This is a genomic window from Lactococcus sp. UBA7128 (genome assembly GCF_002492185.1).
Classification (GTDB): domain Bacteria; phylum Bacillota; class Bacilli; order Lactobacillales; family Streptococcaceae; genus Lactococcus; species Lactococcus muris.
Genome location: NZ_DKXK01000064.1, coordinates 1 through 19,901 on the forward strand (window position 1 = coordinate 1; position 19,901 = coordinate 19,901).

Consider the following 19,901-nt stretch of genomic DNA (forward strand, 5'->3'; position numbering starts at 1 on the left):
ACCACCGCAGAGTTGACAGAGCCAGAGTTTTCAGCTCTTTTTTTATTTTTAAACAAAGCAGATTCTGGGGAACAACTTGCTCAAAAAGTTGAATTAAGTCAGTTTTTATGCTATTCTAATGAGGTATGAAATTTCTGAGCTCAGGGCTCATAAATAAGGAGAAATAATTAATGACTGCAAGTTTTGAAAAAACTGGTGTTAACACTGGTACACTCTCATTTTCAATCGATCAAGAAACAATCAAACAGGGTCTTGACAAAGCTTTCAATAAAGTAAAAGGTAATATCTCAGTTCCAGGTTTTCGTAAAGGTAAAGTCAGCCGTCAAATGTTTAACCGCATGTATGGTGAGGAAGCGCTTTTTGAAGAAGCTTTGAATGCTGTACTGCCAGCTGCTTATGATGCAGCTGTAAAAGAAGCAGGTATTGAGCCGGTTGCACAACCAAAAATTGATGTCACTAAAATGGAAAAAGGTTCAGACTGGGAGTTAACAGCGGAAGTAACTGTTAAACCAGAAGTTCAGCTTGGCGACTACAAAAACATAGAAGTTTCAGTAGATGCAACGAAAGAAGTTTCTGATGAAGAAGTAGAAGCACGTTTGACTCAAGAACAAAATAATCTTGCTGAGTTGACGGTCAAAGAAGGTAAAGCTGAAAATGGAGACACTGTTGTTATTGACTTTGTTGGTTCAATTGATGGTGTTGAATTTGAAGGTGGAAAAGGTGCAAACCATAGTCTAGAACTTGGATCAGGTCAATTTATCCCAGGTTTTGAAGAACAACTTGTGGGTACTTCAGCAGGTGATGAAATTGATGTCAAAGTAACTTTCCCAGAAGACTACCAAGCCACAGAACTTGCAGGTAAAGAAGCAGTCTTTGCAACTAAAGTTAACGAAGTAAAAGCGAAAGAAGTTCCAGAACTTGATGACGAGTTGGCTAAAGATATCGACGAAGAAGTTGAGACTTTAGATGAACTTAAGGCTAAGTTCCGTAAAGAACTTGAAACTGCGAAAGAGGAAGCTTACAATGATGCTGTTGAAACAGCAGCCATCGAAACAGCTGTAGCTAATGCTGAAATCAAAGAAATTCCTGAAGAAATGATTCATGAGGAAGTTCACCGTGCAATGAATGAATTTCTTGGTGGTATGCAGCAACAAGGTATTTCTCCAGAAATGTACTTCCAAATTACGGGTACAACTGAAGAACAATTGCATGAACAGTATCAAGCTGATGCTGGTAAACGTGTGCGTACAAACCTTGTTATTGAAGCTATTGCGAAAGCTGAAAACTTTGAAACTACAGATGAAGAAGTTAAAGCTGAAATTGCAGAGTTGGCTGAACAATACAACATGCCAGTGGAACAAGTTGAAAAACTTCTTCCAGTTGACATGCTCCAACATGATATCGCGATGAAGAAAGCTGTGGAAGCAATCACAAGTTCAGCTAAAGTTAAATAGAAATCATAAAAGTATATCAATGAGGTGTTACGACCATGCTTGATATGCTTTTTTATTCCTTGAGATGTATTGCTATTAGAGTTAGGCTTAATTAATTTGATATAAAAAAGGTAAAATGATAGACTTTTAATAAAGTGGGGGAGGAGATTTTCAACCATGGATGAGATAAAAAATATTATTTTTGACTGGGACAATACTCTTTTCCCTTTTAAAAAATATTGGGAAATAGCACATCGCAAGGTTTTTTTAGATTTAATTACTTTTGATAGTGGTTTTTCAATAGATGATTTTATGTGGAAATACCATGAATTTGATGCGCAACTGTGGCCGCAGGTTCATGAAGGAAAATTAACAATTGAGCAACTGCGCGAAGAACGTGTTCGTATGGTTCTGGACTACTATGCTATCAATTATAAGGAAAATTTTATTCGACTTTTTTTTGATATTTTTCTTACAGTCCTGCTTGAAGAAATAGAGAGTGATTCTACTCTTCTCGCCAAGATGAAGGAGTTATCGGAGAACTATCGTATTGCGATTTTGAGCAATGGTGAAAGTTGGGAACAGAGAGAAAAAATTCGACGTTTTGGTTTTGAAAATATGTTTCCAGTCTACATTTCCGCTGAAACAGGTTTTAGTAAGCCAGATCCTGCAGCCTTTTGTCACCTTCTTGAAAAAGAAGCTTTTGAGCCTGAGCATACTCTTATGGTAGGAGATTTATTGGAACATGATATCATACCAGCCCAGAAACTAGGCTTGGCTACAGCTTATATCGGTCATGAAAAAAATACAGTTGCAGATAAGAATTACGAAGATATTGCTGCCTTTCTTGAAGACTTTTTGTAAATGTTTGCGTTTTAGAAAATATTTTGGTTCAGTCAAGTCTTCGGGGGTAATGGCTAAAAATGGGTTACAGTGACTATAAGAAAGTTGTCGGTCTGACAGCTTTTTAGTTGTGTTTGACAAGTATTTTTTGGAGTAAAATATGTTTTCCAAGGTGGTCAAAACGCCCAAAGCCAAAAGGCAATGCGCTTAACAAGCTTCCAAAGGTTGTTGAGCCTTCTAGAGGACCAGGGGAATAAGGGGAGACAATGCCTCTTTGGATAGCAGTCTTATGCTTGAGCAAGTAAGGACAAGACTTTTTAAAATCCTCTTTTTCGCGTCATTACTTTTGGTGGTAAAAAGATTACGCTTGATGATCTGCTTTCTGCAATGAAAGTGAAAAACAATGAAATCGCAGGTGTTGATGCACCGGAGTCATGCGTTTATAATAATGGTTATCAAGTTGTTCATCTTGGTTATGGGATTGATAAAAATGTGCAGACACCGGCCATTTTGGATAAGAAAGGAATTACAGTTTCGTTTTTAGGCAAAGTAGCGGACATTATCCAAACGAGCAGTACCTGACTTTTTCCTGGTGTCGATTCAGACATACTGTTTGACGACCTGATGAGTGAAGTTAAAGATATAGACAATGGATTTGTCGCATTGAATATCCAAGAAACGACCTTGCTGGACATGCAGAAGATGTGATGCGCTATTCTGACCGTTTAGAACGTAGTGATAAGCGGCTTGAGGAACTCCTTCCTTTAATAAATGAAGGAGATGTACGCATAGTTATGGCAGATCATGGTAATGATCCAACGATTGGACATTCTAATCATACGCGTGAACGTGTTCCCCTACTTATTCACAGTCCAGGCATCTATGGCAAGAATATCGGAGAAAGAAAGACGATGGCTGATGTTGGAGCGACAGTCGCAGCTTATTTTGGCGTTGATTCGCCCCAAAACGGGAAATCTTTCCTAAGTGAAATTTTTGAATAAGAGGACGACCTTATAGTGGGGAAATTTCCTTTCGTGATTTAGAATTCAAGGTTAAGAAGCCTCAAAAAGAACAAAGTAAATAGCGAAGTGAGCTGAGACGAGCAACTCTATTGAGTTGAGTGATGAAAGATTTTGAGTAATTTTTTGTAGATAAAGGGACTTGAAATTTCCTTGCTTTTCCTGTAAAATGATAGAGTTGTCAGTGCCGTCTGTAGTGTAATGGATATCACGCAAGATTCCGGTTCTTGCGATGGGGGTTCGATTCCCTCCAGACGGATAAATTTTTATGTTAAGCACTGTAAAACATTGTGAACTGCACAATGTTTTTTACATTATGTTCTTCTTTTTACCCTAGAAGAATGCTGTGAACTTCAAGGTAGTAGATATTTTTTATCTGCTGACATCAGTGAAAAACATAGACTACAAATAGAAGATTGAGGGAAATATGGAAATTCAATTCTTAGGGACAGGTGCAGGTCAACCTTCAAGAACCAGAAAAACTCAAGCTATTGCTTTGAAAATGCTGGATGAACGAAATGAAATATGGCTTTTTGACTGTGGGGAAGCGACGCAGCACCAGATATTGGAAACATCAATAAGACCGAGGAAAATTACAAAAATATTTATTACTCATTTGCATGGTGATCATATTTTTGGTTTGCCTGGATTTCTCTCAAGCCGCTCTTTTCAAGGCTCAAGTAAGGATGAGGAGCATACGAATTTAGATTTATATGGTCCAAAAGGTTTGAAGGACTTTGTGATGACCGCTTTGCGCGTATCTGGTACACGTCTTGGTTATAGGATTAATTTTTATGAGCTTGATGAGGCTGGGAAAATCTTTGAAGATGATACTTTTGAAGTTTATGCAGACATCTTGGACCATACGATTTTTTGTCTAGGTTATCGTGTAGTTGAAAAAGACCGTGTAGGGGAACTTGATGCTGAGGCACTGAAAGCAGCCGGCTTGCCTTTTGGTCCGCTCTTTGGCAAAATTAAGAAGGGTGAAACAGTGGAGTACGAAGGGAAGGTGTTTCGACCTGAAGATTATATCGGAGCAGATAAACGTGGAAAAGTAGTGACGATACTGGGTGACACACGACGTACATCAAGTGCAGTGAGACTTGCTGCTGGTGCAGATCTCTTGGTTCATGAGGCGACTTATGAAGCGAAAGAGTCAAAAATGGCGCGACGTCATGGACACTCTACAGCAAAACAGGCAGCTGATGTTGCAAGAGAGGCAGCTGCCAATCGCTTGATATTAACGCACATTAGTGCACGTTATGTTGGTCCCTTGGTTGCGCAGCTTGCGCAAGAAGCAAGAGGCATTCACGAGAATTCCTATGTGGCAAAAGATTTTTATGAAGAAAAAATTGACTAGAAGAAATATCGTCATCACTGGAGCTAGCGGAGATATTGCCCAAGAGCTTATCCAACGTTTACAAAATGATAATCTTATCTTGATGAGCCGCTCTCTCCCTTATCCCGAAATTCCTGAAAGAGTAGATATTCTTATCAATAACGCGGGTTTTGGTGAATTTGAAGAACTGGAAAATCTTTCGGATGACCAGATTGAGGAGATGTTTAAGGTCAATACGCTGGACTTGATGAAGCTGACACGTGACTTGCAGCCCCAAACACAAGTCATCAACATTGCTTCAATGGCGGGAAAGTTACCTACAGCTAAGTCAACGGTATACGCCGCCTCAAAAGCAGCAGTTCTGGCTTTTTCAGATGCCTTACGTTTAGAAAAGCCCGAACTGATTGTTACCACAGTTAATACTGGGCCTGTCCGGACAAAGTTTCATAAGGACAATAGGGCTTATCTTGAAAAGGTAGGCAAAAATGCAATCAGTGCGGCATATGTTGCTTCTAAAATTGAAAAGGCGCTTGGAAAAAGGAAAAGGGAAATAAATCTCCCTGTTCAGCTTGCTGTCGTTGCAAAGCTACGTGCTCTTTTTCCAAGGAGTGTTGACTTTGTAGGCAGAAAATTTTTCAATTACAAATAAGTTTCTAAAAAAATAGTTGCAGATGAAGTGGAGGAAACTTGATTAAATCAAAATATATATGGGATGTCACTGAGTCGGAGTTGCCGGATGAGTTTCTTAAGTTAAGTAAGAAATATAAATTAGACAAGTTGGCAGCACAAATCTTATGGCAACGGGGGATAAGGGAAGAAAAGGAAGTCAAATCCTTTTTGAATCCAGACCTTCAAGACTTGCATGATCCGTTCTTATTGCATGATATGGACAAGGCGGTAAAGAGAATACTGAAGGCCGTTGAAAATGGTCAGAATATCTTAGTCTATGGAGATTATGATGCGGATGGCATGACGGCCAGTGCTGTGATGAAGACAGCTTTGGATGAATTAGGTGCGGAAGTTCAAGTTTATTTACCTAATCGCTTCACGGATGGTTATGGTCCGAACATTGATGTTTATAAGTATTTTATCCAAAACGAAGGCATTGACTTGATTATCACTGTGGATAATGGCGTGGCTGGACATGAAGCTATTTCTTATGCGCAAAGTCAAGGGATAGATGTCATCGTGACGGATCACCACAGTATGCCAGAAGAATTACCTGCCGCTTATGCTATCGTACACCCAGAGCATCCTGAATCAGAGTATCCATTCAAATATTTAGCGGGTGTTGGTGTGGCCTTTAAGATAGCGACAGCTCTCCTAGACTATATCCCCTCGGATATGCTGGATTTAGTAGCTATAGGAACTATTGCTGACATGGTCAGTCTTACAGATGAGAATAGAATTTTAGTCAGTCAAGGTCTTAAGGTATTAGCAAATACAGAGCGTGCGGGATTATTGGAGCTGATGAAGCTTTCAGAAACGAATTTTGATCAGATAAATGAGGAAACAATTGGCTTTCAAATTGCGCCTCGTCTTAACGCTCTTGGACGCTTGGCTGATCCCAATCCAGCGATTGAATTGTTGACAGGATGGGATGAAGAAATGTCAGCGGATATTGCTCAGATGATTGATGAGAAAAACAAGGAACGTAAGGCCATTGTTGAGACTATTTTCAATCAAGCAATAACCATGATGACAGACGAGCCTGTACAAATTCTTTATCATAAAGATTGGCACAAAGGTGTGCTGGGCATTGTTGCTGGACGTCTTCTTAACCAATTTCACAAACCAGTACTTCTTTTAGCTGAAGAAGAAGGTATCCTTCGAGGCTCTGCGCGCTCTACTGAGAGTTACAATATTTTTGAAGCTTTAGATGCACATCGGGATTTATTCATTGCTTTTGGCGGACATAAACAAGCAGCTGGCATGACTTTTTCTCTAGAGAATCTTGATGCGATTAAGCAAGTGATGCTTGACTTTATTGCGGAAAATGATATTGATATGTCAAAGAAGAGCACACTGGGCGTTCAGGGGAGACTTCAGTTTGAACAAATAAGTTTAGAAACGATTCACAGTTTGTCTAAGCTCGCTCCCTATGGTATGGACAATCCAAAACCTCATTTTCTTATTGAGAACTATAAAGTTGAGCAGGCGCGCAGCATGGGTAAAGACAACAGTCATTTGAAGCTAAAGCTAAACCAAAACGGACAGATGTTAGATGCTGTTTATTTTGGGCATGGTTCTGAAAGTCTGGAGTTTGAGCAAAGTGATACAGAGCTTGTGGCCAGCTTATCAAGCAATACTTGGAACGGCACAACAGCGGTTCAGCTTATGGTCGAAGACGCTAGAGTGAATGGCATAGAGCTTTTAGATATACGAAGCCGACAAATTGAATTACCTCAAAATACAGTACGTTTTGTCCATAATGAAGTGAAAAATGGTACAATGGAAGAAGTGCTTATTATTGAGGAAGCCCCAACAAACAAGCTCGCTTTATCTGTTTTGGCTAAATTAATACATGAGCAGGATTTTGCATTGATTTATTTTAAAAATAACATCAAGAAAAATTATTATTTGACAGGAGCAGGGACCCGTGAACAGTTTGCCCGTTTCTATAAAACGATTTATCAGTATCCGGAATTTGATGTGCGCTTTAAGTTGAAAAACTTGGCAAATTATTTAAAAATACCAGAAATCTTGTTGGTAAAAATGATTCAAATTTTTGAAGAATTGAACTTTGTGACGATTGAAGACGGCATGATGACTGTTAACAAAGCAGCGGAAAAACGGGATATCTCTGAGAGTGGTATTTATCAAGAACTCCAAGAAATTGTGAAATTTCAAGAGCTTTTTGCCTTATCGCCTGTCAAAGAAATCTATAAAAAATTAAAAGAGGAAAATGCAGATGCAACTTAAAGATTACATTGCAACGATTGAAAATTATCCAACCGAAGGTATCATTTTTCGTGATATCTCACCACTTATGGCTGATGGCAATGCCTACAACTATGCAGTGACAGAAATTGTGCAGTATGCACGTGATAAAGAAATTGACGTGATTGTTGGACCAGAGGCACGTGGATTTATCGTTGGCTGCCCAGTTGCTTTTGCACTTGGCGTAGGATTTGCCCCTGTTCGTAAACCAGGGAAGTTACCACGCGAGGTTATTTCAGCAGATTATGAAAAAGAATATGGGACAGATACTCTGACGATGCACGCAGACTCTATTAAGCCAGGGCAACGTGTTTTGATTGTTGATGACCTACTGGCAACAGGTGGGACGGTAAAAGCAACCATTGAGATGGTTGAACGTCTTGGAGGTATCGTTGTAGGCTGTGCCTTCTTTATCGAACTGGATGCACTCAAAGGGCGTGAAAAGCTTGGTGACTATGATTACAAAGTTTTGATGCATTACTAAAAGTTACTGAGAGACGGTTTTGGCTGGACTTTCATTGCTATTTTGATGTTTACTAAAACCTACACATGATGAACCGCGTTAAATCCGTTTACATATTGACAATGGCGCGAATTTAATATAATATAGAAAAAGAAAATCTGAAAGAGAGCACAAAAGTTTGAAAATTGAAGCATTAGAAGGACAAAAAATTGAAGAACTTTCAATGATTGAAGTTGCTCATGCAATTTTGGAACAGAACGGTGAAGAAATGGCTTTTGCTGAAATTTTGAACACAGTTCAAGATTACTTGAAGAAGTCCGATGATGAAATTAAAGCCACAATTGCACGCTTTTATACAGAAATGAATACAGATGGAAGTTTCATTCCACTAGGAAATAATGTTTGGGGCCTTCGCTCATGGTATGCTATTGATGAAATAGATGAGGAAGTAATCGCTCTTGATGAAATCGAGGACGAAGAAGAAAAAACAGCGAAAAAACGAACAAAAGTCAATGCATTTGGTATCGAAGATGAAGTGGATCCTGAAGATGAACACATTGATAAAGGCAATGAGACGGATGATCTAACTTATGACGATGAAAATCCAGACGATGAAAAAGACGAAGTTCAGGCGTATGATGCTGAGCTTGCAGAAGTGGAACTGGATAATGTGGATGAAGACGTTGAACTTGATGAAGAGGACGACGATGACGACGACAGTGACTCAGAAGAGAGCTAAAATATAAAAGAGTGAGGTCCCTGACCTCGCTTTTGTAAATATTACCTAACAAACTTGCGCTTTATCCTCTCTTTGATAGGACAAGCGTGATAAGGAGGATTAACCTTGGTAGATAAAGACACGGAGAAGTTTTCGCGAGAGAGTTTCAAAGAAAAAATCTTGCGTGAACTTGAAGAAGGAAATCGAGCGAATACGGATGGAACCTTTGAAAACTATGCGCGTAAATCTAACAAAGAGCTTTCTTCATCTCATAGTAGACGTTCTCGACGAGAACTGACTGATTTTTCAAATTTTAAACGTCCAACGACATTTAAGTTAACTGAAGAACTTGATAATCGTCAAACAAATAGTAAGAGAGAAACTTCGGAAGTTTTAGAAGGACCTGACAATACAGTTTCTGAAAGTGCTGTATCTAGAGAGGAACCTGACTTTGCAACGGTTCGAGCACAAATGCTTCAGTCCATGCGTGCGCAAGAATATCCAGAGCTTGAGACACAAGCCAACGGGGCTGGACATGGTAGCTCTTCATCTGAAATGGTTGAAGGATTGGCTGCTAATGAAACAAAGGATAGTCCAAAGCTTCCAAAAACTCCAGAGTCACCTGAGAGTAGAGTTTCTGACAAAACTGTATCAGGGACAAAATCTGACTTTGAGACAGTTCGAGCACAGATGCTTCAGTCCATGCAAAAGCAAAGCTATTCAGAGTCTGAAGGACAGGTAAAGGTGCCTAGATATGGTGGTTCTTTATCTGAAATATCTGAAGGACTTAGTGTGCATGAAATAAAAGATAAGGTAGAAAGCTCAAAAGTTTCAGAAGCATCAGAGAGTATAGCTTCTGAAAAGCCTGTATCGGGGGCAAGCTCCGACTTTGCAGCAGTTCGAGCGCAGATGCTTCAGTCAATAAATGGACAAAGTTATTCAGAACCTGATGGCCATCCAAAAGGAACAGGTGCTGCTTCGTCAGAAGATTCAGAAGGAGAAGCGCCTACAGAGGAGATGCAAAGCAAGCGAAGAAGTCGCCGAGCGAAAGCAGAGAATTCCGAGAGACCTTCCAAAAAGTCTAAGCAATCAAAAGCTCCGAAGAAAGTTTCTTCTGGCAAGATTATTGCCATTATCGTAGCAGTTTTAGTCCTAGCGGCTGCGGGCACAGGCTTTTACGGATATAACTTTATCAAAGAAGGGGTGCAACCCCTGAATGCATCAGAAACAACGAAGCGGCCTGTTAATATTCCAGCGGGAGCGAGCAGCAAACAAATCGGTGACATCTTACAAAAAGAAGGCATTATTAAAAATGGAATGATCTTCCAGTATTATACGAAGTTTAAAAATTTCAGCGGTTTCAAGAGTGGTTATTACAATCTTGCACCAAGTATGAGTTTATCTGAAATCGCGACCCTTCTAGAACAGGGAGGAACGGAACATCCTGTGGAACCAACTCTGGGTAAAATTTTGATTCCAGAAGGTTATACATTGGAGCAAATTGCCCAAGCTGTTACTGTCAATTCAGACAGCAAGGATGAGAAAACTCCTTTTAGTAAAGAAGACTTCATGAAGGTGATTCAAGATCAAGCTTTCATCGAAAAAATGAAAAAAGAGTTTCCGAAACTTCTCGCAAGCTTGCCAGCAAAAGACAGTGGCGTGAAGTATCAGCTCGAAGGTTATCTCTTCCCAGCGACTTATGAATATACGAAGAAAACAACTGTTGAAAGTCTGATTCAGACAATGCTTTCATCAATGAATACCCAACTTGAACCACTCTACGATAAAATGGAAGCTGCAGGTCTTTCAGTTAATGAAACACTGAGTTTAGCAGCTATTGTTGAAAAGGAAGCAAGAAGTGATGATGACCGTCGCAATGTGGCGCAAGTCTTCTTTAACCGCAGGGATTTGGGCATGACCTTAGACTCAAATACAGGTATCTTCTACGCTGAAGGAAAACTTGGTAAGGATACTTCACTTGATCAGCAGGCTGCAATTAATACACAACTAGATTCGCCATTTAATACATACTTGTACCCTGGATTTGGTCCAGGACCAATCGTCAGTCCAAGTTTGTCGGCAATCAAAGCGGTATTAAATCCGACTGCGAATAACTATCTCTACTTTGTTGCAGATACAGAAGGGAAGATTTATTTTGCCCAGACACTTGAAGAGCAAAATATAAATGTTCAAAAGTATGTCAATGACGCGATTGCAGCAGGTAATTAATTAACTTAAAAAAGGATAAAAAAATGGTAGAAAAAACTTTCCCTATGACCAAAGAAGGTCTGGAAAAACTAGAACAAGAATTAGATAACCTTAAATTGGTAAAACGTCCAGAAGTTGTTGAGCGCATCAAAGTCGCCCGCAGCTACGGAGATCTCTCAGAAAATTCAGAATATGAAGCAGCAAAAGATGAGCAAGCTTTTATTGAGGGACGCATTTCTACAGTGGAAACAATGATTCGTTACGCTGAAATCGTGGACAACGCCAATATCGATAAGAATGAAGTTGCACTTGGTAAGGCTGTAGTTTTCCAAGAAGTAGGTGATGACGAGGAAGAAGAATATCAAATCGTTGGTACTGCTGAAGCAGACCCGTTTGCAGGAAAAATCTCGAATGAGTCACCAATCGCTCAGGCTTTGATTGGTCGTAAAGTAGGTGATGTTGTAAACATTCCATTACCTATGGGTGAAATCGAAGTCAAGATTGTGGATGTAAAATAAAAACTTATCTCTATAGGATGGGCGCTGAAAAATATTTGACATATTTTCTTAAATGAAATAAGCCGTTTAAAGATAAGTAAGTGCTGCTTGTATTTTGTATAAAAAGTCGAGAAAGATGATTTTCTCGACTTTTTCATCAGTCCTTCGAGGATACTTTTATTTATTAAGGAAGCTCCAACCACTATTTTTGGTAAAAAAGTAAAAAATTCGATATAATAGTCAATAAAGGTCAAAGATTGGAGGTTCTATGTCTGCTCAAAATACTTCAGATATTATCGAAGCTTATTTGCGAAAGCTGTTGGAAGAAGCACGTGAGATTGAGATTAAGCGTGCAGATTTAGCCAACCAATTTGATGTGGTGCCTTCGCAAATTAACTATGTTATTAAAACACGCTTCACACCGTCAAAAGGCTTTGATGTAGAGTCAAAACGGGGTGGCGGCGGTTATATAAAAATATTCAAATATCATTATTCAGCAAAACACGAGTTTCTGCTTGATTTGATTCAGAAGTTGCCAGAAAGTTTGACAGAGAGCATGGCTCAAGATGTTTTGCAACTTTTATTTGATGAAAATATTTTGACTGAACGAGAAGGCAATCTTCTCCTGTTGCTTCTGGTTGATAGTGATATTTCTAACAGTTGCAGAGCAAAAATGATGATAAAAATACTACAGAGATTGGATCGAGATGATGAAATTTAATGAAAAGGAATTTACACCGCAAGTCATGCGTGTACTTCAGAAGTCTATTGACTATGCCTATAAGTTTAACTATGCCTGGGTGGAAAGTTCGCACCTCTTGGCAGCATTGGCTGAAGTTCCCTCTTCATTGGCATTTACCCTATTAAATTCTGAGCAACTTGATTTAGAAGAGATGTTAATCGACATTGAGGACTTTTCAAGTCAAGTCAAAACAAAAAAATCAGAAATAAAATTTAGCCCAAGAGTAGAAAATATTATTGAGCAAGCAAAAGTTTTAGCACAAAACAACGATAAAAATCGTGTGGGAACGGAACATCTGTTGTACATGGTATTGGCTAACGAAGCGAGCTTTGCGGCACAACTTTTACGGGAGCAGAATATCAATACTGCAAATCTTCGAAAAAAACTGGAACAAAAAGCATATTTACGTGTTCCAGAACGTCGGAAAGCTGTAACACCGGCCTCAAAGAGAAATCTCTCAGGGAAAGTTTCAGAAACCACGACAACGCCCACATTGGACACGGTATCCACAGATTTAACCAAAGCTGCTCGTGAAGGCAGGCTTGATCCAATGATAGGAAGAACGCGTGAAGTGGAACGCCTTATCCATATTTTGAGTCGCCGTACTAAAAATAATCCTGTCTTAGTCGGAGAGCCTGGTGTAGGTAAATCTGCGATTATTGAAGGCTTTGCAACACGTGTGGTGCAGGGAGATGTGCCTGCTGATCTCCGGGGCAGCCGCATCATGGCTTTAAATATGGCCATGGTTGTTGCTGGTACGAAGTTCCGCGGTGAATTTGAGGATCGTTTAACAGCTATTGTGGATGAAGTAACCCATGATAAAAATGTTATTGTGTTTATTGATGAACTCCATACGATCATCGGAGCTGGTGGAGGAATGGACTCTGTAAATGATGCTTCAAATATTTTGAAGCCCGCACTCGCGCGTGGAGAATTTCAGCTTATTGGAGCAACGACTTATCAGGAATACCAGAAATATATCGAAAAGGACGAAGCTCTGGAGCGCCGCTTTGCGCGTATAAATGTCGAAGAACCGTCAGAAGACGAGACCATTGCCATTTTACAGGGGCTGAAAGAAAAATTTGAAGTTTATCATACAGTCAAGTTTGAGGATGGAGCCTTAGAGCGGGCAGTAAGTCTGAGTAACCGATACATGCCAAGTCGCCGTTTGCCAGACAAGGCCATTGATCTTCTTGATGAAGCGGCGGCAAAAGTCAAGATAACGCGTAAGACAAACCATAGTAAATTGGATGAATTAAAAGCAGAGCTGAAAGAAGAAGAAAGGAAGTTACAAGCTGCGGTTGTGTCTCTTGATATCCTCGAAGCACAAAAAATTGAAAAAAACACTCAGAAATTAGTTCGTAAGATTGATAATTTTCCGTTATCTGAAGAAGATATTCCCCTCGTTCAAGAAAGCGACGTTTATGCTGTTGTTTCAAATCTTACAGGGATTCCTCTACAACAAATGACGAAAACAGAAAGTGAGCGCTTGATTAATCTTGAAAAAGAGTTACACAAGCGGGTTGTTGGACAAGAAGAAGCCATAACAGCGGTGTCTCGCGCAATTCGGCGGGCACGTTCAGGAGTTGCTGATACGAGACGCCCTCTAGGGTCATTTATGTTCCTCGGTCCTACAGGTGTCGGTAAGACAGAGCTTGCCAAGGCCTTGGCTGAGAGCGTCTTTGGCAGTGAAGAAAACATGATTCGTGTAGACATGAGCGAATTTATGGAAAAGTTTTCCACTTCACGTTTGATTGGCGCTCCTCCGGGATATGTGGGATATGATGAAGGGGGTCAGCTCACAGAGCAGGTGCGTAATAAACCTTACTCGGTTATCTTACTTGATGAAATTGAAAAAGCCCATCCAGATATTTTCAACATTATGCTACAAATTTTGGATGATGGTTTTGTTACAGATACCAAGGGGCGCAAGGTTGATTTTCGTAATACAATTATCATCATGACCTCCAACCTTGGAGCGACAGCGCTTCGGGATGATAAAACAGTTGGTTTTTGTGCAAAAGCAATCGCAAAAGATTATACAGCTATGAAGGCTAGGATTATGGAAGAATTAAAGAAACACTACCGCCCTGAATTCCTTAATCGCATAGATGAAACAATTGTCTTCCATTCCCTCACGGAAAAAGAAATTGAACAAGTTGTGAAAATCATGAGTAAGTCGCTTGTTTCGCGCTTAAAAGAGCAAGATATTAAAGTGAGGTTTACACCATCTGCCTTAAAAGTCATCGCAGACAAAGGTTTTGACCCTGAGTATGGTGCACGCCCACTGCGTAAAGCGCTCCAACGAGAAGTTGAAGATCTCCTGAGTGAACAATTACTGACCGGAGATATTCAGCCAGGGAATACAGTGTCTATAGGTTCTTCTAATAAAAAAATTAGAATACATGTTATCGATTGACTTGAAAGCGATTATATATTATAATTAAATTAGAAATAAAGAAAGGACGGTTCTTAAGACTTGACTGTCCCGCAGATGCAAAAACAGTGAAGATTCACCAAAAGAGCCGTTAAGGTAAACTCTATGATCAAATATAATATCCGTGGTGAAAATTTTGAATTAACAGATTCAATCCGCTCATATGTTGAAGATAAGGTTGGAAAGCTTGAAAAATATTTCAACGATGGTCATGAAGTGACAGCCTATGTAAACCTCAAAGTATACTCAGATAAACGTTACAAAGCAGAAGTTACAGTTCCAGCTAAAAATGTAACTCTGCGTGCAGAAGATACAGCAACTGATATGTATGCAGCTATTGACTTTGTTGAGGAAAAATTAGAACGTCAAATTCGTAAGTACAAGACACGTGTGAACCGCAAGTCTAAAATCAATGTTCCTACAGGTCAAGCCTTTGGTGATGAGTTTGCTCCACTTGAAGAAGTTGAAGAAGTGAACGAAGAACAAGTAAAAATTGTCCGCACAAAGCATGTTTCTCTCAAGCCTATGGACTCAGAGGAAGCAGTTTTGCAAATGGATATGTTAGGACACGATTTCTATATCTTTACAGATGCTGATACAGACAGTACAAGTGTAGTTTACCGTCGTACAGATGGAAATATCGGTTTGATTGAAACAAACTAATCTTAGAAGTGAAGCGTTTCTATCAAGTAAAAGAGTCAAGCCTCAGGCTTGGCTTTTTGTATATTGGTAACTTTATATGATAAAATGAATTTTTTTCATATAAAAACTATAACAGATTGTCACAAAAATAAAACTGTACTAGTAAAGAAAGTGCAATCATCCGCGTATATCGCTTGAATTTAGTGAACTGTATGATATAATGAAAGAGTAATCTGAAACAGAAAGACCAAAGGAGATTTTCGATATGAAAACAGAAACTAAAGAAATCTTTGAGCAAGCCTGGGAAGGTTTTAAAGGAACAGACTGGCGTGATAAAGCGAGCGTAACACGCTTTGTTCAAGCCAACTATAAACCTTACGATGGAGACGAGAGTTTCCTTGAAGGCCCAACAGAACGTACGCTTAAAGTAAAAGACATCATTGAGACTACAAAAGCGCATTATGAAGAAGTAGGCTTCCCATTTGATACAGACCGTGTTTCTTCTATTCACAAAATCCCTGCAGGTTATGTAGACCCTGAAAATAAAGACCTTGAATTAATTTATGGTATGCAAAACAGCGAACTTTTCCGTCTGAACTTCATGCCAAAAGGTGGTCTTCGTGTAGCAGAAAAAATCTTGACAGAACATGGACTCAGTGTTGATCCTGAATTGCATGATATTTTGGATACAACAATGACTTCTGTAAATGATGGTATCTTCCGCGCTTATACATCAGCTATTCGTAAAGCGCGTCACGCACATACAGTAACTGGTTTGCCAGATGCTTACTCACGTGGACGTATCATTGGTGTTTACGCACGCCTTGCGCTTTATGGTGCAGACTATCTGATGAAAGAAAAAGCACGCGAGTGGGATGCAATCACTGAAATCAACGATGAAAACATTCGTCTTAAAGAAGAAATCAACATGCAATACCAAGCACTTGACCAAGTGGCTAAGTTTGGTGATCTTTATGGGCTTGATGTTCGCCGTCCAGCTTTGAACACGAAAGAAGCTATCCAATGGATCAATATTGCTTACATGGCTGTATGTCGTGTAATCAATGGTGCTGCAACTTCACTTGGTCGTGTGCCAATCGTTCTTGATATCTTTGCTGAACGTGACCTTGAACGGGGTACATTCACTGAAAAAGAAATTCAAGAATTCGTTGATGATTTCGTATTGAAACTCCGTACAATGAAGTTTGCGCGTGCTGCTGCCTATGATGAGCTATACTCTGGTGACCCAACATTCATCACAACATCTATGGCTGGTATGGGTAACGACGGTCGTCACCGTGTTACAAAAATGGACTACCGTTTCCTTAACACATTGGATACTATCGGTAACGCTCCAGAACCAAACTTGACTGTTCTTTGGTCTGATAAGTTACCACATGCCTTCAAACGCTATGCAATGTCAATGTCTCATAAACACTCTTCTATCCAATATGAAGGTGTTGAAACAATGGCTAAAGAAGGCTACGGCGAAATGTCTTGTATCTCATGCTGTGTATCACCACTTGATCCAGAAAATGAAAACGAACGTCACAACCTCCAATACTTTGGTGCGCGTGTCAACGTTCTGAAAGCAATGCTTACTGGTTTGAACGGTGGTTATGATGACGTTCATAAAGACTACAAAGTATTCGACATTGAACCTGTCACTGACGAAGTCCTTGACTACGATACAGTTATGGAAAACTTTGACAAATCATTGACTTGGTTGACAGATACTTATGTGGATGCAATGAACATCATTCACTATATGACGGATAAGTACAACTATGAAGCAGTGCAAATGGCCTTCTTGCCAACACGCGTTCGTGCCAACATGGGCTTCGGTATCTGTGGTTTCGCCAATACGGTTGACTCACTTTCAGCCATCAAATATGCTAAAGTTAAAACAATTCGTGATGAAAACGGCTATATCTACGATTACGAAGTTGAAGGTGACTTCCCACGTTATGGTGAAGACGATGATCGTGTAGACGATATCGCTAAACTTTTGATGAAGATGTACTACGAAAAATTAGCTTCACACAAACTTTACAAAAATGCTGAAGCTACAGTTTCACTCTTGACTATCACTTCAAACGTTGCTTACTCTAAACAGACAGGTAACTCACCAGTTCATAAAGGTGTATTCCTCAACGAAGACGGTTCAGTGAATAAGTCTAAAGTAGAATTCTTCTCACCAGGTGCTAACCCATCAAACAAATCACGTGGCGGATGGCTCCAAAACTTGAACTCACTGTCTAAACTTGACTTCGCACATGCAAACGACGGTATCTCATTGACAACCCAAGTTTCACCGCGTGCACTTGGTAAAACACGTGACGAACAAGTAGAGAATCTGGTTCAAATTCTTGATGGCTACTTTACTCAAGGTGGTCAACACGTTAACCTTAACGTTATGGACCTCAAAGATGTTTACGGCAAAATCATGGCTGGTGAAGACGTTATTGTCCGTATCTCTGGTTACTGTGTAAACACTAAATACCTTACACCAGAACAAAAACAAGAATTGACTGAACGTGTATTCCACGAAGTGCTTTCACAAGATGATAACGAAGTAATGCACACTTCTAATATTTAAAACAGTAAAAACAATTTATCTTTCAGATAAGTTGTTTTTTTTTATATTCTTTCTAAAATAAGCAGGAAGGAAATCACTTTTACTAAAAAGTAGCTTCCTTGATTTTCCTGCTATAATTAGAGTCTAAAAATATCTAACTTGTTGAAAAGACTGTGAAAAACAAGCTTTCCAAAAAAAAGAAAAAATAAAATTCACAAAATGTACACAGAACAAGATGAGAGACAGAGTGCTCTTTTTTAAGGATTTAAATTTGGATGCGACAACGCGACACCCTAACTTTTGTTATAATTATGCAAAAAATAATTGTAGTATTGTAATAATATAAAACATGTGTTAGAATGTATACGAAAAGCAGGTGTTAAGAAAAAGTAACAATTTTTAAATATCTATGGAAGAATTGCGGATATAAATGATTGTGGACAAATGTACTTCAATGGCGGCACTTACGGTGCTCTGATTAAAGCGCGCTCCCCCGCTTCCTACTATACAAGCTCAGACAGTGGTTATCATGAAATGGCGTTTGCATCGTGGACTCCAAAATCGGGAACAAGCTATGAAGTATATAATAAATAGAATGAGGCATGTGATATGAAAAAAACTACTACATTACTTACTGTCACAGGAGTTTTATTATTATTATTGGGTGGAATATATATTAGGGCCGGTCATGAGAATAAAGTTCAAACAATTGCAGGCAGTGAATCAAAAACATCAATAAGTAAAGAAAGGAAGAAACGTCCAATTCCCTATAGAGATAACTATACTGTTCGAGGATGCATTGAAAAATTCCGCACATATAACAATTTTGAAAATGCAATTAAGGATTCAAGTTTTATGACTGATGATACCGTTGTTATTTTAGAACCAGACGTTAATCCTGCTGAAGCAGCATTGTGGGTTCCTGGAGATGGCATTTCACATTTGATTAATTTTAAGACAGGAGAAACAAGTAAACCAATTACTGATAAAGATCCTCGAGCAACAACAATAAAACATATAAAGGAAGCGTTAAAAGTTGTTGATGAAAATGGTAAATGAGAAAGAGGTTACTCATGGCAGACACAATGGTACTGCCAACACAGCGATGGTTGAACAAAACCTATGGACACATTCCTGAGTTTGACAAGTGTCCAGAAGACGGCAGGCAGAGTGGCGAGTTCAAGTCTTTTTGAGGAAAGACACTGTTGAAGAAACACAACCCAATGATATATCAGCATATAACATGCTATTAAACGTTTCTAATATTGTTGCGGAAGCTAGCGATGAGGTAAATTTGATTCGAATTTTTGAAACTTTTGCAAGTATGAATACTCAAACTCCTGATAACTACTCTCATACCATTGCCGCAGGAGGAATGATTGCAACATTTGGAGCAGTAATGCTAGCCTTACTGGTGCTTGTATGATGAATAAATATTTTAAAAAGAAATTACTTTTGGTGGGTTTACTGCTTTCTTTGTTTGTTATGTTAGGCGCTTGTTCTAGAAATAATAAAGAAAACCTAGATTATAAAAAACTTACTCCAATAGAGCAATTTAACAATGTCGCAAAAGCTTCTGACCCCAATCTTAAAGAGTTTGAAAATACGTTTGGAAAAGGAGCGAGCTGGGAAATAATAGGTGCACCTATCGGTTCGGATATTTCAAATGAGTATGAATTTAGATTAAAGCTTAAGAAGATAGGACCTATAGAGCAATCTACATTTGATGAAATCAAAGTAAAAGCTCAACCCTTTACCGATAAACTTTTAGATGAAATGAAAAAAGTAGGAATTGAACACCCTGTAGTTAATTTGAAAATCCTTGATGAAAATAAAAATCAATTCAAAGGGAGTGAACATCTAACAACTACATATCGACTGACTAAGTAAAGAATTATTAATAAAGTTTTATCTGTGCTTGCATTTTTTAATTGACAGATATATAAAGTACAAAAAACCAAGAGTTTAGGGGAATTCTTGGTTTTAACTTTAGATTTTTATTTTTTCTTCGGAAAAGTAGGCATGAGTATATCTGGTTCAAA

Annotated in this window: 17 protein-coding genes, 1 tRNA gene and 1 pseudogene; all 19 read left to right on the forward strand. The window is 39.0% G+C overall.

Features of this window, described 5'->3' with window-relative positions:
* The first annotated feature begins 170 nt into the window (after positions 1 to 170).
* The 19 genes and pseudogenes from tig (at position 171) to B4H39_RS07040 (ending at position 19,749) form a co-directional block, all read left to right on the forward strand.
* Positions 171 to 1,454 (forward strand): trigger factor, encoded by a 1,284-nt coding sequence (gene tig, locus B4H39_RS06950; protein ID WP_251423265.1) that lies wholly within the window; start codon positions 171 to 173, stop codon positions 1,452 to 1,454.
* 156 nt (positions 1,455 to 1,610) lie between these two features.
* Positions 1,611 to 2,297: an HAD family hydrolase gene (locus tag B4H39_RS06955; protein WP_251423262.1), complete on the forward strand. Its 687-nt coding sequence runs from the start codon at positions 1,611 to 1,613 to the stop codon at positions 2,295 to 2,297.
* A 312-nt stretch (positions 2,298 to 2,609) separates the two neighbouring features.
* Positions 2,610 to 3,277 (forward strand): annotated as a pseudogene (locus B4H39_RS06960) (phosphopentomutase); the annotation flags it as partial.
* A 205-nt stretch (positions 3,278 to 3,482) separates the two neighbouring features.
* Positions 3,483 to 3,554: transfer RNA gene (locus B4H39_RS06965), tRNA-Arg, on the forward strand.
* 168 nt (positions 3,555 to 3,722) lie between these two features.
* Entirely contained in the window at positions 3,723 to 4,655 is a 933-nt protein-coding gene (gene rnz, locus B4H39_RS06970; RefSeq protein ID WP_251423259.1) for a ribonuclease Z, read from the forward strand.
* Positions 4,636 to 5,283 carry an SDR family NAD(P)-dependent oxidoreductase gene (locus tag B4H39_RS06975; protein WP_251423257.1) on the forward strand — a complete coding sequence of 216 codons (648 nt, stop codon included), beginning with the start codon at positions 4,636 to 4,638 and terminating at the stop codon, positions 5,281 to 5,283. The genes rnz and B4H39_RS06975 overlap by 20 nt, the downstream gene beginning before the upstream one ends.
* Before the next feature lie 38 nt (positions 5,284 to 5,321).
* Positions 5,322 to 7,556, forward strand: coding sequence for a single-stranded-DNA-specific exonuclease RecJ (recJ, locus tag B4H39_RS06980; RefSeq protein ID WP_271328259.1), 2,235 nt, complete (start codon positions 5,322 to 5,324; stop codon positions 7,554 to 7,556).
* Positions 7,546 to 8,058 carry an adenine phosphoribosyltransferase gene (locus B4H39_RS06985; RefSeq protein WP_202230728.1) on the forward strand — a complete coding sequence of 171 codons (513 nt, stop codon included), beginning with the start codon at positions 7,546 to 7,548 and terminating at the stop codon, positions 8,056 to 8,058. The genes recJ and B4H39_RS06985 overlap by 11 nt, the downstream gene beginning before the upstream one ends.
* 157 nt (positions 8,059 to 8,215) lie before the next feature.
* The gene (rpoE, locus tag B4H39_RS06990) at positions 8,216 to 8,776 is read left to right on the forward strand and encodes a DNA-directed RNA polymerase subunit delta (RefSeq protein WP_202230726.1); all 561 of its coding nucleotides are present in this window, start codon (positions 8,216 to 8,218) and stop codon (positions 8,774 to 8,776) included.
* Between the two features lie 105 nt (positions 8,777 to 8,881).
* Positions 8,882 to 10,984 carry an endolytic transglycosylase MltG gene (gene mltG / locus B4H39_RS06995; protein WP_251423251.1) on the forward strand — a complete coding sequence of 701 codons (2,103 nt, stop codon included), beginning with the start codon at positions 8,882 to 8,884 and terminating at the stop codon, positions 10,982 to 10,984.
* Positions 10,985 to 11,007: 23 nt separating this feature from the next.
* Positions 11,008 to 11,481 (forward strand): transcription elongation factor GreA, encoded by a 474-nt coding sequence (gene greA / locus B4H39_RS07000; protein WP_202230724.1) that lies wholly within the window; start codon positions 11,008 to 11,010, stop codon positions 11,479 to 11,481.
* Between the two features lie 247 nt (positions 11,482 to 11,728).
* Positions 11,729 to 12,181 carry a CtsR family transcriptional regulator gene (locus tag B4H39_RS07005; protein ID WP_202230722.1) on the forward strand — a complete coding sequence of 151 codons (453 nt, stop codon included), beginning with the start codon at positions 11,729 to 11,731 and terminating at the stop codon, positions 12,179 to 12,181.
* Positions 12,171 to 14,621: an ATP-dependent Clp protease ATP-binding subunit gene (locus tag B4H39_RS07010; RefSeq protein ID WP_251423271.1), complete on the forward strand. Its 2,451-nt coding sequence runs from the start codon at positions 12,171 to 12,173 to the stop codon at positions 14,619 to 14,621. Before B4H39_RS07005 ends, B4H39_RS07010 begins: the two co-directional genes overlap by 11 nt.
* Positions 14,622 to 14,744: 123 nt before the next feature.
* Complete coding sequence (hpf, locus tag B4H39_RS07015) at positions 14,745 to 15,302, forward strand: ribosome hibernation-promoting factor, HPF/YfiA family (RefSeq protein WP_202230718.1); 558 nt, start codon at positions 14,745 to 14,747, stop codon at positions 15,300 to 15,302.
* 244 nt (positions 15,303 to 15,546) lie between these two features.
* On the forward strand, positions 15,547 to 17,880 hold the full coding sequence (gene pflB, locus B4H39_RS07020; RefSeq protein WP_202230716.1) for a formate C-acetyltransferase: 2,334 nt from the start codon (positions 15,547 to 15,549) through the stop codon (positions 17,878 to 17,880).
* A 423-nt stretch (positions 17,881 to 18,303) separates the two neighbouring features.
* On the forward strand, positions 18,304 to 18,453 hold the full coding sequence (locus tag B4H39_RS07025; RefSeq protein WP_286927550.1) for a hypothetical protein: 150 nt from the start codon (positions 18,304 to 18,306) through the stop codon (positions 18,451 to 18,453).
* A gap of 15 nt (positions 18,454 to 18,468) precedes the next feature.
* Positions 18,469 to 18,918 carry a hypothetical protein gene (locus tag B4H39_RS07030; protein WP_251423248.1) on the forward strand — a complete coding sequence of 150 codons (450 nt, stop codon included), beginning with the start codon at positions 18,469 to 18,471 and terminating at the stop codon, positions 18,916 to 18,918.
* A gap of 130 nt (positions 18,919 to 19,048) precedes the next feature.
* On the forward strand, positions 19,049 to 19,285 hold the full coding sequence (locus B4H39_RS07035) for a hypothetical protein (RefSeq protein ID WP_251423244.1): 237 nt from the start codon (positions 19,049 to 19,051) through the stop codon (positions 19,283 to 19,285).
* Positions 19,282 to 19,749: a hypothetical protein gene (locus tag B4H39_RS07040; RefSeq protein WP_251423241.1), complete on the forward strand. Its 468-nt coding sequence runs from the start codon at positions 19,282 to 19,284 to the stop codon at positions 19,747 to 19,749. Before B4H39_RS07035 ends, B4H39_RS07040 begins: the two co-directional genes overlap by 4 nt.
* Positions 19,750 to 19,901 lie beyond the last annotated feature (152 nt).